The organism is Streptococcus sanguinis (genome assembly GCF_001078705.1).
Lineage (GTDB): Bacteria > Bacillota > Bacilli > Lactobacillales > Streptococcaceae > Streptococcus > Streptococcus sanguinis_D.
The window spans coordinates 834,902-850,649 of sequence record NZ_CDMW01000001.1; the positions used below are offsets into that span (position 1 = coordinate 834,902).

The following is a 15,748-nucleotide window of genomic DNA, read 5'->3' on the forward strand; positions in this document are numbered from 1 at the left end:
CTTGATTTTATTAAAGGAGAAATCTTTTGAACAAATTGAAAAAATTTGCTTTAGCGCTGACAGCTCTGGGCTTAGGACTCACCTTATCAGCTTGCTCATCTTGGATTGACCGTGGTGAATCTATGACAGCAGTAGGGTCAACTGCCCTGCAGCCCTTAGTTGAAGCGGCAGCTGATGACTTTGGCTCCAACAACATTGGTAAAACGGTCAATGTGCAGGGTGGTGGATCTGGTACAGGTCTGTCTCAAGTGCAATCAGGAGCTGTTGAAATCGGGAACTCTGATGTTTTTGCTGAAGAGAAGGAAGGGATTAAGGCATCTGACTTGGTGGATCATAAGGTCGCTGTGGCCGGTATTGCTGTGATTGTCAATAAAGAAGTTGATGTGGATAATCTAACGTCCGAGCAGCTGCAGAAAATTTTCACTGGTGAAATCACCAACTGGAAAGAGCTGGGTGGTAAGGACTTGGAGATTTCGATTATCAATCGTGCGGCTAGCTCTGGTTCCCGAGCAACCTTTGATAGTGTCATTATGGATGGGAAATCAGCTGTGCAGAGTCAGGAGCAGGATTCCAACGGTATGGTCAAAAATATCGTTTCGCAAACTCCTGGTGCGATTTCTTACCTAGCCTTTGCCTATGTTGATGAGTCTGTAAAAACCGTGAAACTCAATAACTACGAACCAACAGCAGAAAATGTTGCTACCAATAACTGGTCGCTCTGGTCTTATGAGCATATGTATACACTGGGCAAGCCGACTGGTCTAGCTGCTGAGTTTCTTGAATACATGCTGTCAGATGATGTTCAAAAAGTGGTAGTTACCAGCATGGGCTATATCTCAATCAACGATATGAAAGTCAGCAAGGATGCTGATGGAAATGTCACAGCAATAGAAGGAGATTCAAAATGAAAAATGAGGAATTAACCAAAAAGTTGTTATCGCCTTCTAAAAATTCTCGCTTGGAGAAGTTTGGCCGCTATCTGACTTTTGCCTGTCTGTCACTGATTGTGGTGATTGTGGCTATGATTCTAATCTTCGTTGCTCAGAAAGGTCTATCCACTTTCTTTGTTAACGGCGTTAATATTTTTGATTTTCTTTTTGGTGGCGTCTGGAATCCTTCTGGTAAGGAATTTGGTGCCCTGCCAATGATTTTAGGCTCCTTTATCGTTACCATTCTGTCAGCCCTGATAGCAACTCCCTTTGCGATTGGTGCAGCTGTCTTTATGACAGAGGTTTCTCCAAAAGGAGCGAAAATACTGCAACCTGCGATTGAGCTTTTAGTTGGTATTCCGTCTGTTGTTTATGGCTTTATCGGTCTGCAGATCGTGGTTCCTTTTGTCCGAACAGTCTTTGGCGGAACTGGTTTTGGGATTTTGTCTGGTATTTTTGTGCTCTTTGTCATGATTTTGCCGACAGTAACCTTTATGACAACGGACAGTCTGCGTGCTGTGCCACGTCATTACCGTGAAGCAAGTCTGGCTATGGGCGCAACGCGCTGGCAGACTATTTGGCGGGTAACACTCAAGGCTGCTCGCTCAGGTATCTTTACAGCGGTGGTCTTTGGAATGGCGCGTGCCTTCGGTGAAGCACTAGCTATCCAGATGGTCGTTGGGAACTCTGCGGTGATTCCAACCTCTCTGACAACACCAGCAGCTACACTGACCTCTGTCTTGACTATGGGAATCGGAAATACCGTTATGGGAACAGTGGATAATAACGTTCTCTGGTCTCTGGCTCTGGTGCTCTTGATGATGAGCTTAGCCTTTAACAGTGTGATTAAACTAATTACAAAAGAAAGAGGTAAGAAAAACTATGCACGCTAAGAAATTAGATAAATTGGCGACTGGTGTTCTCTACACAATAGCGAGTATCATTGTTGCCATCCTTGCCTCTCTTATCCTCTATATCTTAGTTAGAGGTCTGCCGCATGTTTCCTGGTCTTTCTTGACAGGGAAATCCTCTTCTTACCAAGCTGGCGGTGGCATTGGGATTCAGCTATACAATTCCTTCTTCCTGCTGGTGATTACTCTGATTATCTCTGTTCCTCTTTCTATGGGGGCTGGGGTTTATTTGTCAGAGTATGCTAAGAAAGGACCAGTAACCAACTTTGTCCGCACCTGTATTGAAATTCTGTCTTCACTGCCTTCAGTAGTAGTTGGGCTCTTTGGTTATTTGATTTTTGTTGTCCAGTTTGAGTATGGCTTCTCAATCATTTCTGGTGCCTTGGCTCTGACAGTCTTTAATCTGCCTCAGATGACGCGGAACGTCGAAGATAGTCTTCGCCATGTCCACCACACCCAACGTGAAGCTGGTTTGGCCTTGGGAATTTCCCGCTGGGAAACGGTTCTGCATGTGGTCATCCCGGAAGCTTTGCCTAGTATTGTGACAGGGATTGTACTGGCTTCCGGTCGTATCTTTGGTGAAGCAGCAGCCTTGATTTATACAGCAGGTCAGTCAGCTCCGGCTCTGGACTGGTCCAACTGGAATATTTTCAGTGTTACGAGCCCTATCTCTATCTTCCGTCAGGCTGAGACCTTGGCTGTTCATATCTGGAAGGTCAACAGTGAAGGAACTATTCCTGATGGCACAGCTGTTTCTGCTGGTTCAGCAGCAGTTCTCCTGATCTTCATTTTGATTTTCAATCTGGGAGCCCGCAAACTGGGCAGCTATCTACATAAGAAATTAACCTCTGCTTAAAGGAGAAGAAATGACAGAATATAATTGGAATGAAAAACATATCATTACTTTTCCTGAAGAAAAGGTAGCCCTGTCGACCAAGGATTTGCATGTTTACTACGGTAAAAAGGAATCCATCAAGGGCATTGATATGCAGTTTGAAAAAAACAAAATCACAGCTCTTATCGGTCCCTCTGGCTCAGGTAAATCAACCTATCTTCGCAGCCTCAACCGCATGAACGATACCATTGATATTGCCAATGTGACTGGAGAGATCCTCTACGAGGGGATTGATGTCAACCGCCCTGAAATCAATGTTTATGAAATGCGCAAGCATATAGGTATGGTTTTCCAACGGCCAAATCCTTTTGCCAAGTCTATCTATCGAAATATCACTTTTGCCCATGAACGGGCCGGTGTCAGAGATAGAAAGGTTTTGGATGAGATTGTGGAGACTTCGCTCAAACAAGCAGCTCTTTGGGACCAGGTCAAAGATGACTTGCACAAGTCAGCCCTGACTCTCTCTGGCGGGCAGCAGCAGCGGCTCTGCATTGCTCGTGCTATCTCGGTCAAGCCAAACATTCTGCTCATGGATGAGCCAGCGTCAGCCTTGGATCCGATTGCGACCATGCAGCTGGAAGAAACCATGTTCGAACTTAAGAACAACTATACCATTATCATTGTGACACACAATATGCAGCAGGCTGCCCGTGCTAGTGACTACACTGGATTCTTCTATCTGGGCGACTTGATTGAGTACGATAAGACGGCCAATATTTTCCAAAATGCCAAGCTTCAGTCCACTAATGACTATGTTTCAGGCCACTTTGGTTAAGCAGCTATCCGTATTCATCACGATTCAACAAGCTTGGTCTTTGGTTGAATTTAAAATAAAATGAAGGAAAAACCTATGACAGAACCTATTTTGCAAGTCAAGGACTTGTCGGTTTATTATAATAAAAAGAAAGCCCTTAATAGCGTTTCACTTGATTTCATGCCAAATGAGATTACGGCTTTGATTGGCCCGTCAGGCTCAGGTAAGTCAACCTTGCTTAAGGCCATTAACCGAATGGGGGACCTGAATCCAGAAGTAACGACTACAGGAACGGTCATTTATAACGGTCACAATATCTATAGTCCGAGGACAGATACGGTAGAGCTTCGCAAGGAAATCGGAATGGTTTTCCAGCAGCCCAATCCCTTTCCTATGACTATCTATGAAAATGTGGTCTATGGACTTCGGATTAATGGTGTCAAGGACAAGGCCGTCTTGGACGAAGCAGTAGAACGTTCCCTGATTGGCGCTTCTATCTGGGATGAGGTCAAGGACCGTCTGAATGACTCAGCAATCGGTCTTTCCGGTGGCCAGCAGCAACGGGTCTGTGTGGCACGCGTGCTAGCCACTAGTCCTAAGATCATTCTCTTGGACGAGCCGACATCAGCCTTGGACCCAATCTCAGCTGGAAAAATCGAGGAAACCCTCTACAGTCTGAAAGACAAATATACCATGCTTTTGGTCACTCGCTCCATGCAGCAGGCATCTCGGATTTCTGAAAAGACTGGCTTCTTCCTTGGCGGAGACTTGATTGAATTTAATGAAACCAAGAAGATGTTCCTCAATCCAGCCCACAAAGAGACCGAAGACTACATTACTGGTAAATTCGGATAACAGAAAGGAATCTTATGCTTAGAGTACAATTTGAAGAAGATTTAGAAAAACTTCATAATCAATTCTATGCGATGGGAAATGAAGTTCTATCGCAGATTAATCGGACGGTGCGTGCCTTTGTCACGCATGACCGCGAACTGGCTCGTCAGGTCATTGAAGACGATGCTGAAGTCAATGACTACGAAGTGAAACTGGAGAAGAAATCTCTGGAAATCATCGCCTTACAACAACCTGTGTCTCAGGATTTGCGGACCGTTATCACCGTGCTGAAAGCCAGCAGTGACTTGGAACGCATGGGTGACCATGCCGTATCGATCGCCAAAGCCACTGTTCGGATGAAGGGAGAGGTCCGCATCGAGTCTGTAGAAGATGCCATCAGCAAGATGGGGCGCGATGTTAAGAATTTCGTTGAAGAAACCCTAAACGTCTACCTCAATGGAAATGTAGACCAAGCCTATGCTGTAGCAGCTATGGATGAGAAAATCAACCAATACTTTGATGATATTCGCGATCTTGCTACAGAGGAAATCAAACAAAATCCAGAACTGATTGTGACTGGCCGCGACTACTTCCAAGTTATCTCTTACTTGGAACGAATCGGTGACTATGCCAAGAATATCTGTGAATGGGTTGTTTACTTTGAAACAGGTAAAATTATTGAGTTGTGATCATCAAAAAGATACGATTTATTTCGTGTCTTTTTTTTGTATATTCATGACTATGCTGAAGTATCCGGTTTTTCATTGGAACTTGAGACCGACTATTTTACACTATAAGAATATAAAGGTTGTAATGTATTTTCATAGTGAAGAATTTAGGAGAAAATGATGAAGAAAAAACTTTTTACGGCACTTGCTCTTATTCTTGTTTTGGCATCTGGTAGCATCTTTGTCTATAAAAAAATAACCAAACCCAACTTTAGCCCCAAAACAACTAAGCTCTATCAGCAAGGTTTTCGGCTCTTAGAAGAACAATATGGGACCTATTTCAAAGAACACTATAAAGCTATTGAGAAGATTGAATTTTCTCCTATTTATATTACAGGGGATAATGGCGGTTCTATGCTAAATGCCTATGTGCGTCCGACAATCTATGATAAATATGGGAATAAAGAAACTCTAGGTACACAAATAAAAAAATATATCCCAAATAGTTTTGGGATTGAAGCAGATCTTGTTCTTGATTTTGATTGGAGTGGTAATGAAGTAATTGAGTTGTTAGATTCAGAAGATAATAGTATTGATGTCTCAAATGCTAAAGAACTCCCTAAAGAAGCTAAATTAACAGATGCAAAAAGTATAGATATAAATATTCAAATGTTAGTAGAAGACGGTCAGCTAAAAGATGTTGTCAAGGATGAAAAGGGAAGCCCAGAAGCTGAAATCATTTACAATGTTAAGCTAAGTAAAGAGGAAGGATGATGTGGCTTTGCCTGATCAAGAGGTTCGAAGAATGTAGTTAAATCTTAAGAAAAACGTAAAGAATGAAAGCGAAGTTATTTATAGGATTTGAAATAGAACTTTTTTATGTAAAAGATTCAAGATATCATAAACAGATAATTAAAAGCGCTTTTATAAAGAAATGAATGGGACCAGAAATAATGATATGACTAGAAATATTATGATATACTATATTAAAAAATAAAAGCGTTTTTATAAAGGTGTGAGGTAAGTAAATAATGAAGAAAAAATTTTTTGCAATCGGAGTAGCTCTTATAGTTTTAATTTCAGGAGGAGTATATTGTATGACAAAATGGATTGAACACAAAAACTCTCCATATAATGTTAGTGATGTTTTAGACGATAAAGGAGTAAAACTTTACAAACGAGGATTTCGTTTGTTGGAAGAACAACTGGCAACTTACATTAAAGAGCATTACTCTGGTGTTAGTAAAATTGAGTTTTCGCCAATTTTTGTTCAAGGTGGGGATGGGCAGAGTATGTTTCGTGCAACAATTGTGCCTGTCATTTATGACAATCATGGTAATAAGGCTTATTTAGGACGTTCTGTTGGAGAAGAAGATTTTGGCCGTTTTACAAGTAGTGGCAGTATTCAACTTAGCTTTGATGGATTTGACAATGAAGTTATTGAAATAAAGGTGGATGATGACTATGTCAATATCTCTAATAATCAGATATTGCCGGAAAAAGCAAAATTATCAACAAGCAAACGAATTGATAATAATATATCAGCCTTAATCAAAGCTGGACAAATAAAGAATATAGAAAAGAATCAAAACGGAAGTCCTCGTGCTGAAGTGAAATTTAATACTCAAATTAGAAAAGGAGATCATTTCAAATGGCGTTAACAGACGAGGAAATTCAGGAACTCCAAACTGAAGTTCTTGACATAATCAATGAAAAAAATGAAGGTCAGACTTATACTACTGATAAAAGTGAAATTGAATATAAAGTAATAAAGGAAATCAACAAAACTACACAAGCTGTAACAGTAGCACCAATTATTAATGGACAAGTTGATTACACTCAAACTACCATTGTTGTTGCTGGTACTCAATCACCTAATAACGAAATTAATAACCATGTTACAGAATCAGTATTCAATGCGGTAATGGCAAGAAATCAATTAACAGAACAGACAAAGGACGTTCGAGAATTTTATAATCAATCATTAGCTAGTGCTAAAAAAATGGCTGGCAAAGGACAAGAAGTTGATATCAGTAATATGTCGGGATTTAGTCAAGCTGGACCAGCAGTTGCTAAAGTAGCTGCGGAAATGAAAGTCCAAAAGATTACAAATTTCATGGACTGGGGTGCGTGGAATTCGTTGACAAAAAATACAGCCGACTATAGAGGTATTAGTGATGAAGAATTAGCATATATTAATAAACACTTACATTCATACAGTGATCAAGGGAAAGATTTAATAAGTTGGGATGGTCATGGAGGGATCATTCCGTATGGAAAAGTATTTACTGTAGAGGGAAAACATCATAATGCTGGGTTACCAAAGATTAAAGGTAATAGGCCAGATTTTGAATGGTATGAAAAAAATGGTCTTTTCTGCTCTGGCATGACCGAAAAGCAAGTCAAAAAGATTGCAAAACTTAAAGCAAAAATGTACGAAATAAATGCCGCAACCGCAAATTTTGGATTAGACTATGCCAAAAAGAATCCTGAAAATTATGTTCTTGAGTATTTAAGGGACTACGGAGACTTCGCTCCCGAGCCTTCTAAGCATGATTTAATCGCCATAAATAGGGAATACATTGATGAATTGCATGCCTCTTTGAAGACTAGTTCTGGCGAAAAAATGATTAGTTTGAGAGAGGAGCTTGTTCGAACAAGTGCACAAACTGCTCAGCTTCAGGCGGAGGTCTATGAGCAAGAGGTTAAAGATAAGTTAGTAAGTGCAAAATCGAAAGTTTAAGCACACATCTCAGAATTGAGTAATGCAGCCTATACTCTAGCCCATAATCTTTCAGCTGATGAGGTAGAGGGGTTGTTATCTGAGTTGAGCATGTCAACTGCTTGGAATGATGGAAAAGAAGCAAGTACCCTTGCCTCAGCAAGCTCTTATAAAAATACTATGACTAATATTGCAGGGAACTTAAATAAAGCTGCAGATAGGATAGTAGAAATCGATCAACAAGGTGCCCAGATTTTCGAGAAAAGTTAGGAGGAAGAGCATGATTGAACCAAATACAGAAGATAGAGTTGAAGCCGAACGTATAAAAAAAGAATATTTAAAGATTCAGGAACGCATAGCTATTCGGGGCTTGATTTCAGCTAAAAGAGCCATTCTTCTTGAGGAGAGTCAAGTTTTGCAAAGCTGGCTGGATAATCAAGCTGAGACTATGAAGTCTTTTGCGTCTTCTCAAGTGCCTGCAGATTTATCTGGGGCTTTCTCTGGTGGGGCGGCGGATTCAGTAAAAGAGGTGCTAGGTGCTGTTCCAAAGCCTGAATTGTCCAGCCCTATCCTATAGGAGGCCGTATGGATATTCAGAAAAAAATGAAGCGCCTTGATGACGAACATATAGCTTTTCGAAAGAAAGTCAGCGAGTATGAATGGGATTATCAGGATATGAGACGAGAGGCTAAAAATGTTTCAGAGCGAATGAGCGAATGGATATTATCTTTTTGTCGCAATAGTCCTGATACCGTGCTCTCATATGAATTAAGCCAAATAGAGGAAAACAGGGAAATTTTTGAGAGAAAAATTCAGCGTTATGAAGAACGGCTAAACAAAACTTATCACGAAGAAAATCGAATCTATAATAAAAAATTAGAGGAACTTGAGAAAGAAAAGAAGAACTCTTGACCGTTCTTCCATTTTCATAAACTACATGGACAGGTACTACCTGTTTTTTTGTTTGCATTTATTCTGCAACGAAATCTTTTAAATATGATACAATAATAACAGATTATAAGCGGACAAGTATGGCGGAGTAATCTTGCCATGTTGTTCACTAGATGAGGAGAAGCTGATGCAAGCAGTTAAACATTTTATTGAAACTTTTGTTCCTGAGCACTATGATCTCTTTTTGGAACTGAATCGTGCCGACAAGACTTTTTCAGGCAAGGTGACCATTACTGGGGAAGCTAAGACGAGTCAGATTTCCCTACATCAAAAAGATTTGACAGTTGAAGCTGTAGAGGTGGCTGGCCAAGCACGTCCTTTCACTCTTGATAAGGACAATGAAGCTCTTTATATTGAGCTGGAAGCGGCCGGTCCTGTAGTGGTGACAATAACTTATACTGGTAAGATTACGGACAATATGACAGGGATTTACCCATCTTACTACACGGTAGATGGTGTGAAAAAAGAAATCATTTCTACGCAGTTTGAGAGCCATTTTGCCCGCGAAGCCTTTCCGAGTGTGGATGAGCCAGAGGCTAAGGCAACTTTTGATTTGGCTTTGAAATTTGACCAAGCAGAGAGTGAATTGGCCCTGTCTAATATGCCGGAAATTGATGTTGAAAACCGCAAAGTGACTGGCGTTTGGAAGTTTGAAACGACTCCACGTATGTCTTCCTATCTCTTGGCTTTTGCTGCAGGTGATATGCAAGGAATTACTGCTAAAACCAAGAATGGAACTTTGGTAGGAGTTTATGCGACCAAGGCCCACCCAGCCAGCAATCTAGAGTTTGCTTTGGACATTGCGGTTCGCTGCATTGAATTTTACGAAGAATACTACGGAGTCAAGTATCCTATTCCTCAGTCACTTCATGTGGCCCTGCCAGACTTTTCTGCTGGGGCTATGGAAAACTGGGGCTTGGTAACCTATCGGGAAATTTATCTGCTGGTGGATGAAAATTCAACAGCTCTGAGCCGTCAGACAGTTGCCTTGGTTGTTGCACACGAACTAGCCCACCAATGGTTCGGAAATCTAGTTACCATGAAGTGGTGGGACGATCTTTGGCTCAATGAAAGCTTTGCCAATATGATGGAGTATGTCTCAGTTGACGCGACTGAGCCTAGCTGGAAGATTTTTGAAGATTTCCAGACCGGTGGGGCTCCTTATGCCCTCAAGCGTGACGCGACAGATGGCGTCCAGTCGGTTCATGTAGAGGTCAAGCACCCTGATGAAATTAATACTCTTTTTGATGGAGCCATTGTCTATGCTAAGGGCAGCCGCCTCATGCACATGTTGCGCCGTTGGCTGGGAGATGATGCTTTCCGTAAGGGGTTAGGTGCCTACTTTGAAAAGCATCAGTATGGCAATACCATCGGTCGTGATCTCTGGGACGCTCTTTCTCAAGCTTCTGGCCGTGATGTAGCTGCCTTTATGGATGCTTGGCTGGAGCAGCCGGGTTATCCAGTTGTCACAGCTAAGGTTGAAAATGACTGCTTGATTTTGACCCAGAAGCAGTTTTTCATTGGGGAGCACGAGGACAAGGGGCGCCTTTGGCCAGTACCGCTCAACAGTAACTGGCAAGGACTTCCTGATACTCTGACGACAGAAAGACTGGAAATTCCTAATTATGCAGCCTTGGCAGCGCAAAATGACGGGGCCCTGCGTCTCAATACAGAAAACACTGCTCACTATATTACAGATTATCAGGGTGAGTTGCTGGATGATCTTCTGAATAATCTCAGCTCTTTGGACAATATCAGCAAACTGCAAATCGTGCAGGAGCGCCGACTTCTGGCAGAGTCGGGTAAGATTTCCTATGCAGACCTGCTGCCAGTCATCAGCAAGTTGGCAAACGAAACTTCTTATATGGTAGTTTCAGCTGTTTCCCAAGTGCTAGAAGGATTGAACCGCTTTGTGGATGAAGGCAGTCAGACAGAAGAAGATTACAAAGCCCTGCTGAAAATTCTCAGTCAAAGCAATTTCGACCGTCTTGGTTTTGAAAAACAGGCAGGCGAAAGCGATGAGGATGAGATGGTTCGTCAGCTGATTGTGGGCAATATGATTAAGGCTGACGATGAAACGGCTAAAGCTCAAGCTAGTCAGATTTTTGACCGCTATCGTGATAATTTGGAAAAACTCCCTGCCGCTATTCGTTTGCAGGTATTGGTCAACCAAATCAAGCATTATGAAAGCAAGGAGCTGACTAAGCTTTATCTGGACCTATATGTCGCTTCAAATGATGGAAGCTTCAAAAATGCTCTTTCTACAGCCCTTTCTTATACGAAGAACAAGGAAACCTTGGATGAACTGTTAGCGACTTGGAAGGATAAATTTACTGTGAAACCGCAGGATTTGTCAGCTTGGTATGCCCGTTTCCTCAACCGTGATTTTACTCAAGAAGCAGTGTGGACTTGGGCGCGTGAGAATTGGGACTGGATTAAGGCAGCTCTAGGTGGCGATATGAGCTTTGATAGCTTTGTCATTAGCCCAGCAGTGGTCTTCAAGACAGAGAAGAGATTAGCAGAATACAAAGCCTTCTTTGAACCACAGTTGGACGATATGGCGATTAGCCGAAACATCAGCATGGGAATCAAGGAAATCGCTGCGCGTGTTGAACTGGTGAAGGGTGAGAAAGAAGCAGTGGAAAAAGCAATTCGAGCTGCAATCTGATAGATTTGATTAAAATGACTTGAAAGTCTGAGATATGATCCTATCTCAGGCTTTTATTTATCATTTTGAGTATTTAAACATTGCTAATATGCCTTTGCTTTGATAAAATAGAATAGTATGTGAAATAAACAGGCAACTGTTTAAAGGAGAAATGGAGTTTATTATGGAAAAGAAAATAGTCTATGGCTTCCGCAAGAGCCGCCTTTCTAAGGGCTTGTGCGGAGCTGTTTTGGGTGCGGCTTTGTTGGTAGCTGCCGGATCAGTTAAAGCAGAGGAAAAGGTATCTTCAGCAGCTGATGAGTCTGCCCTTTCTGAAGCTGGACTTTCGCCAACCGAAGCGTCCCAGCCAACTGCTGCCCCTGCTCAGTCGGGGCCAGTAAGTCAAGACAAGCTTCCCTTGGAGGTTTCCCATGCGGACCTGGACCAAGCTGTGGCAGAGGCCGGGAAAGCAAGAGTTCAGCTAAAGCAGGAGCCGACTGTTGATTTAGGAACAGCTAGAAATTCAGAAGAAGCTGCTAGTAAACGGGAGACAGCCCAAGCCGATTACGCAACTCAAGTCAAGAAAATACGTGAAACCACAGCAGCCTATCAGGAGCAACTGAAGACTTATGAGAAAGAACTCAGTCAGAAAGAGTCTGCCAATCAAGCCTTGAAAGACCAATATGACAAGGCTCTGGCTTCCTATGCACAAGAGTCCAGTCGTATTCAAGCTGAAAATGCTCAGCTAGAGGCGGACTATGAGCAGAAACGGACGGCTTATCAAGCAGAATTGAACCGTATAGTAAAAATCAATCAAGAGAAAGAAGTCTCCTATCAAGCAGCTTTAGCAGCCTATCAAGAGGATCGTTCACGAATTTTACAAGAAAATGCTCAAGCAAAAGCAGCCTACCAGACTGCTATGGAGAGCTATGCTACAGAGCTGAAAGCTACCCAGGAGAAGAATGCAGAAGCAAAGCGTCGCTATGAAGAAAAGCTTGCTCAGGTCTCAGCTCACAACAAAGCAGCCCAAACTGAAAATGCAGCCATAACAGAACGAAATCAGGCAGCTGAAAAGGCTTATCAGGAAGCAGTCAAGCAGTATGAAGCTGAAGTTTCCAGAATGGCTCAGGTTAAGGCAGAAAAAGAAGCTGTTTATCAAGCAGCCATGGCTGACTATGAGAAAGAATTGGCTCGGGTTCAGAAAGACAATGCTGAGCTAGAGCAGCAGTATCAGTCAGATTTAAGGGCTTACCAGCAGGAAGTAGAACGCATTCAAAGAGACAATCAAGCTGCAAAACAATCTTATGAGACAGCGTTAGCCAAAATTCAGGAGCAGAACAAAGAGATTGAGGCCCAAAATCTAGCTGTTCAGAAGAAAAATGCAGCCTTAAAGGAGCAGTATCAGGCTGATTTAGCAGCTTATCAAGAGCGATTGGCTGAGATTCGTCAAAAAAATCAAGCGACAGAGAAAGACTATGAGAGCAAATTAGCTGCTTATCAAAAGAATCGCTCTGAAATTGAGGCGGCCAATGATGCCAAAGCGAGAGATCATCAAGCAGCTTTGACTGCCTATCAAGCTGAACTTGAGCGTGTCCAAGCTGAAAATAAGAAGCGCCAAACTGCCTATGAGACAGAAAAAGCAGAAGTAACAGCCCGTAATGCTGCCATTGAAGCTGAAAAAGCCCAGATTCGTCAGCAAAATCAGGAAAAACAAGAGCTTTATAAAAGGCAATTAGCCCAATATGAGCAGGATGTGGCTCGAATCACTGAAAGCAACCAGAAAAGTCGGGAAGCATATGAGAAAGCCTTGCTTACCTACCAGGAGTCGACTGTTCGGATTGAGACGGAAAACAAGAATAAACTAGCTGCTTATCAGGCGGACTTAGCGACTTACCAAGCAAATCTTGCAAGGATTGAAGCAGAAAATCAAAGACTAAAAGAAGATTATGAGGCAAACCTTTCGGCTATTTCAGCGCAGAACGCGGTGATTGAGCAGGAAAATGCAAGCATTAAGGAAAAAAATGCCCGCTTGAAAGCTGACTATGATAAGCTGTTGGAAGAATATAAGAAGGCAAAAGCTGCCTATGATACTGCCAAAACTAAGTATGATGCAGCTCTTGTTACTTATGAGAGAGAGATGCAGGAAGCTGAAGCTAAGAAAAATGAAGAAGGCTATCTCAGTAAGGTTGAAAGCCAGCCATTTGTTTTTAAATCTGAGCCCCAGGCCGTCTTGACACTTGATCCCTCTATTAGAACCTATACCAATGATGAGCTGACTGATGAGGTTCGTTCTTGGAGAATGGATCAATCAGGAATGACTGCTTTGACCAGTGTTTTAAAAGGGAAAGAGCATCAGACTAAAGTCATTCTACAGAAAGATGTGCCTCTGGTAGCTACTTATACCAATATCAAAAATTCCAGTATTCAAGGTAAGAAAATTGCTAAAGTTGTCTACACTTATACTCTGAAAGAATCATCTAAGAGTCAGGATAAGCTTCCAGTTTTCTTAGTTAAAGATCCGACCTTGACTGTCTGGACCTTGGATTTTTATGGCCATTCTCGGGTCAATGTTCAAGCAGAGTTTTTCGATGAGGCTGGAGAAAGGCTTGATATGACAGGCTCGCTTGTCAGCTTCTCATCTTTAAATACGAACAAAGTTGCGATTGAATATATCAAGAATTTTAATGGTGAATATATACCTATTACAGGTTCTGCCATTAATATTCACCCAGATACTAGTGTTCACGCGGATATTTCAATTAACTTTGAGCGGGAAGGTTCTCGCTTTGAGCACAACAAATGGGATACACCTACTAGTCCTTATAACTGGTATGGCGCTATTGTCGGTAAGGCGCAAGGTGATGTCATTTCTTTTGACATTGGTTCACGAAATCGGGGTTCTGCTTGGTTTGTATTTAACTCTGATATTAAAGCCAAAGGTGTTCCAATGAAGCCTGTTGCTCCAACAGAAGTTGCTCAACCTCAGGAACCAGCTTATGAGGAAGTCAAAGTCTTGCATCCTCTTCCGAGTCAGCCAGTCTATCAACCTTTGCCAGAAGAGCCAGCTCAGCCGGCCTATCAAGAACTTCCTAGCCAGCCGACAGAAACTCAGCCTCTTCCTCTTCCAAATCGGCCTGAGGAGCCAGCAGTTCTACCAGAAAGAGATCTGGAAATTCTACCGAAAGAGCCAACTTATCTGCCTGAGCCGCTTCAACCTCAAAAGCCAGTTTATCAGGAAGTGCCAGAAGAACCTAGCTCCCCTTCTCTATTGACAGAGCCGACTGCAGTTGAAGAGCCAACCTATGAGAAGGAGCAGCCCTTGCTGAGTCTTCCGCAAGCTCCGGTCGAAAATCCACTGCCACAGGAACCACAACGACCATCTTATTTGAAAGAATCAGAAAAACCTCAAAAAGATCCTGAAGTAAGCACGGGAGAAGGTCCGAAACCGCCTGCTTATGAAGAAGAAATTGCTTTAGAGGACATGCCTGAGGAGCCAAGCTATCTGCAGGAACCACAGCTCCCTAAAGAACCAGTTCTTCAGCCTGAGCCCCAGTCACCTTTCAGAGAAAGTGATCTGCCTTTGATTGAGGAGCCTGACAAGCCGAACTATAAAGAGGTTCCTCAAAAGCCGGCTGAACCTAGCTATCAAGCTTTGCCAAGCCGTCCACAAGCGCCGACTCAAACTTATCACTTTAACCAGCTCTTTATCCAGTTAAAAGTCAGAGAAGAGGTGGAGAATGAGTCCAATAAGAATATTCATCAACAAGAGGTTAGCCATGGAAGTTTTGCTGTCCTTAATCTGGTAACGGATGCTTTGCCTGCTTATCGCTTGCCAATTCATTCTTTCCTATTGGAGGATCGTCTGCCAGAAGGCTTTGAATTAGATTTAGAAGCGACTAGAGCGAAAAGTCCTGGTTATGAAGTTTCTTATGACCCGAGCAGCAGAATTTTGACTTTTGTTGCTGCACCAGGTCTGCTTGAAGGCTACAATGCTGACTTGAATTCTGCGACCGAGACCCTAGCTCCAGCAGCAGTCGGTCGACTCTTGTATTCAGGCAGAACTTATACCAATCATTTCAGCTTGCTGATTAATAATCAATACCGGATAGAGTCCAATCAGGTTAGTGTTTCGACACCTCCTGCAGAAATTACTATTCAAACAGCACAGAAATTTGAGCCTCTGTCAAACCAGGATTGGCAGCATCAAAGATCTGCAAGTAAGCAACCAAGCAACATGCAGCTATCTGTCAGCTACCAAACCAGTCAAGGTCAATTGCCTAAAACTGGAAGCAGTTCGAGCTCTCTTCTCACTTATCTTGGCTTTGCGGTCTTGCTAGCTTCAGCTGGCTTCCGTTCTTCTAAGAAAGAGTCATAAAAAGATAAGCAGCTCCTGCATCCAGAGCTTTTGAACATGATAAATTTAGACTGAGACAATTT

Annotated in this window: 12 protein-coding genes and 1 pseudogene; all 13 read left to right on the top strand. The window is 42.4% G+C overall.

The window, feature by feature from the left end; genetic code table 11:
- Positions 1–26: 26 nt before the first annotated feature.
- The 13 genes and pseudogenes from SSV_RS04250 to SSV_RS04310 all read left to right on the top strand — a co-directional run bounded on the left by SSV_RS04250 (position 27) and on the right by SSV_RS04310 (position 15,686).
- Positions 27–908: a phosphate ABC transporter substrate-binding protein PstS family protein gene (locus tag SSV_RS04250; RefSeq protein ID WP_072073815.1), complete on the top strand. Its 882-nt coding sequence runs from the start codon at positions 27–29 to the stop codon at positions 906–908.
- Positions 905–1,822: a phosphate ABC transporter permease subunit PstC gene (gene pstC, locus SSV_RS04255; protein WP_072073816.1), complete on the top strand. Its 918-nt coding sequence runs from the start codon at positions 905–907 to the stop codon at positions 1,820–1,822. The genes SSV_RS04250 and pstC overlap by 4 nt, the downstream gene beginning before the upstream one ends.
- The gene (gene pstA / locus SSV_RS04260; protein ID WP_002895770.1) at positions 1,812–2,696 is read left to right on the top strand and encodes a phosphate ABC transporter permease PstA; all 885 of its coding nucleotides are present in this window, start codon (positions 1,812–1,814) and stop codon (positions 2,694–2,696) included. The genes pstC and pstA overlap by 11 nt, the downstream gene beginning before the upstream one ends.
- 10 nt (positions 2,697–2,706) lie before the next feature.
- Entirely contained in the window at positions 2,707–3,510 is an 804-nt protein-coding gene (gene pstB, locus SSV_RS04265; protein ID WP_002895769.1) for a phosphate ABC transporter ATP-binding protein PstB, read from the top strand.
- 75 nt (positions 3,511–3,585) lie between these two features.
- The gene (pstB, locus tag SSV_RS04270) at positions 3,586–4,344 is read left to right on the top strand and encodes a phosphate ABC transporter ATP-binding protein PstB (protein ID WP_032906495.1); all 759 of its coding nucleotides are present in this window, start codon (positions 3,586–3,588) and stop codon (positions 4,342–4,344) included.
- A gap of 14 nt (positions 4,345–4,358) precedes the next feature.
- Positions 4,359–5,012: a phosphate signaling complex protein PhoU gene (phoU, locus tag SSV_RS04275; RefSeq protein ID WP_002900571.1), complete on the top strand. Its 654-nt coding sequence runs from the start codon at positions 4,359–4,361 to the stop codon at positions 5,010–5,012.
- 156 nt (positions 5,013–5,168) lie between these two features.
- Positions 5,169–5,765, top strand: coding sequence for a hypothetical protein (locus SSV_RS04280; protein ID WP_176693555.1), 597 nt, complete (start codon positions 5,169–5,171; stop codon positions 5,763–5,765).
- 257 nt (positions 5,766–6,022) lie between these two features.
- A complete protein-coding gene (locus tag SSV_RS04285; protein ID WP_072073819.1) occupies positions 6,023–6,652 on the top strand; it encodes a hypothetical protein in 630 nt (209 codons plus the stop codon).
- A pseudogene (locus tag SSV_RS04290) lies at positions 6,643–7,983 on the top strand (hypothetical protein). The gene SSV_RS04285 and the pseudogene SSV_RS04290 overlap by 10 nt, the downstream one beginning before the upstream one ends.
- 10 nt (positions 7,984–7,993) lie before the next feature.
- Positions 7,994–8,290: a hypothetical protein gene (locus SSV_RS04295; protein WP_072073820.1), complete on the top strand. Its 297-nt coding sequence runs from the start codon at positions 7,994–7,996 to the stop codon at positions 8,288–8,290.
- An 8-nt stretch (positions 8,291–8,298) separates the two neighbouring features.
- A complete protein-coding gene (locus SSV_RS04300; protein WP_072073821.1) occupies positions 8,299–8,625 on the top strand; it encodes a hypothetical protein in 327 nt (108 codons plus the stop codon).
- Positions 8,626–8,791: 166 nt separating this feature from the next.
- Entirely contained in the window at positions 8,792–11,332 is a 2,541-nt protein-coding gene (locus SSV_RS04305; RefSeq protein WP_072073822.1) for a M1 family metallopeptidase, read from the top strand.
- 151 nt (positions 11,333–11,483) lie between these two features.
- Positions 11,484–15,686 carry a GbpC/Spa domain-containing protein gene (locus SSV_RS04310; protein ID WP_176693556.1) on the top strand — a complete coding sequence of 1,401 codons (4,203 nt, stop codon included), beginning with the start codon at positions 11,484–11,486 and terminating at the stop codon, positions 15,684–15,686.
- Positions 15,687–15,748 lie beyond the last annotated feature (62 nt).

What these genes read in the sequence shown, in the direction of transcription:
- pstA (WP_002895770.1), top strand. Translation starts at nt 1,812, where the DNA reads ATGCACGCTAAGAAATTAGATAAATTGGCGACTGGTGTTCTCTACACA.
- pstB (WP_002895769.1), top strand. Translation starts at nt 2,707, where the DNA reads ATGACAGAATATAATTGGAATGAAAAACATATCATTACTTTTCCTGAA.
- phoU (WP_002900571.1), top strand. Translation starts at nt 4,359, where the DNA reads ATGCTTAGAGTACAATTTGAAGAAGATTTAGAAAAACTTCATAATCAA.
- SSV_RS04305 (WP_072073822.1), top strand. Translation starts at nt 8,792, where the DNA reads ATGCAAGCAGTTAAACATTTTATTGAAACTTTTGTTCCTGAGCACTAT.
- SSV_RS04300 (WP_072073821.1), top strand. Translation starts at nt 8,299, where the DNA reads ATGGATATTCAGAAAAAAATGAAGCGCCTTGATGACGAACATATAGCT.
- SSV_RS04310 (WP_176693556.1), top strand. Translation starts at nt 11,484, where the DNA reads ATGGAGTTTATTATGGAAAAGAAAATAGTCTATGGCTTCCGCAAGAGC.
- SSV_RS04295 (WP_072073820.1), top strand. Translation starts at nt 7,994, where the DNA reads ATGATTGAACCAAATACAGAAGATAGAGTTGAAGCCGAACGTATAAAA.
- SSV_RS04280 (WP_176693555.1), top strand. Translation starts at nt 5,169, where the DNA reads ATGATGAAGAAAAAACTTTTTACGGCACTTGCTCTTATTCTTGTTTTG.
- pstB (WP_032906495.1), top strand. Translation starts at nt 3,586, where the DNA reads ATGACAGAACCTATTTTGCAAGTCAAGGACTTGTCGGTTTATTATAAT.
- SSV_RS04285 (WP_072073819.1), top strand. Translation starts at nt 6,023, where the DNA reads ATGAAGAAAAAATTTTTTGCAATCGGAGTAGCTCTTATAGTTTTAATT.
- pstC (WP_072073816.1), top strand. Translation starts at nt 905, where the DNA reads ATGAAAAATGAGGAATTAACCAAAAAGTTGTTATCGCCTTCTAAAAAT.